The organism is Acidisphaera rubrifaciens HS-AP3 (assembly GCF_000964365.1).
Classification (GTDB): Bacteria; Pseudomonadota; Alphaproteobacteria; order Acetobacterales; family Acetobacteraceae; genus Acidisphaera; species Acidisphaera rubrifaciens.
In genome coordinates this window covers 1-952 of record NZ_BANB01000449.1, presented here as the reverse complement: position 1 = coordinate 952, position 952 = coordinate 1, and the positions used below count along the sequence as shown (strand labels likewise).

General features: G+C 72.1%; 1 protein-coding gene. It reads left to right on the top strand.

Going from position 1 to position 952, the window contains the following annotated elements; genetic code table 11:
• Positions 1-173: 173 nt before the first annotated feature.
• Positions 174-952 (top strand): glycosyltransferase (locus tag B8460_RS12755; protein WP_048861983.1); only part of this gene is annotated, 779 nt, incomplete at its 3' end.

Below are 952 nucleotides of genomic sequence, written 5' to 3'. Positions count from 1 at the left end.
GCGATCTCGACTATGTCGCCGGCTGGTCGCTGCGGCGCGACCTCGGCATCCTGGCGCGCACCGCCTGGGTCGTGCTGCGCATGCGCAACGCGTGGTAGAAGGCGGCGCCCATGGCCGAGATCGGCATGGCCGAGGTTGACACGGCGCGCATCGTGCCGCTGACGAGGCGGACCATGCCCGATCCGTTCACCGACGCCCCGCGCCCCGCGCCCGCGCGCCGCCCCCACGCGGCGCCGCGGATCGCCGTGCTGATCCCCTGCCGCGACGAGGCGCCGGCGATCGGCCGCGTGGTCGCCGATTTCCGCGCGGCCCTGCCGGACGCCGTCGTCTATGTCTATGACAACAACTCCACCGACGCGACGATGGCCGTCGCGGCCGACGCCGGCGCCGTCGTCCGCCGCGAGACGCTCCAGGGCAAGGGCCATGTCGTCCGCCGCATGTTCGCCGACGTCGATGCCGACTGCTACGTGCTGGTGGACGGCGACGGCACGTATGACGCATCCGCCGCGCCCGGCATGGTGGCGATGCTGTTCGACCAGCAGCTCGACATGGTCAACGCGGCGCGCAGCGGCGACGCGGCCGGCGCCTATCGCCGCGGCCACCGGCTCGGCAACCGCGTGCTCACCGGCCTCGTGCGCGCGATCTTCGGCGAGCGCATCAGCGACATGCTCTCCGGCTACCGCGCCTTCAGCCGCCGCTTCGTCAAGACCTTCCCCGCCCTCGCGCAGGGGTTCGAGACGGAGACGGAGTTCACCATCCACGCCCTCGACCTCGACATGCCGGTGGCGGAGATCGCCGCCCCCTATCGCGAGCGTCCCGCCGGCACCGCGTCGAAGCTCAACACCTATCGCGACGGGCTGCGCATCCTGCGCACCATCATCGTGCTGGTGAAGGAACAGCGCCCGCTGCAGTTCTTCTCCCTCTCGGCGCTGGCGCTGCTGCTGGCGGGCCT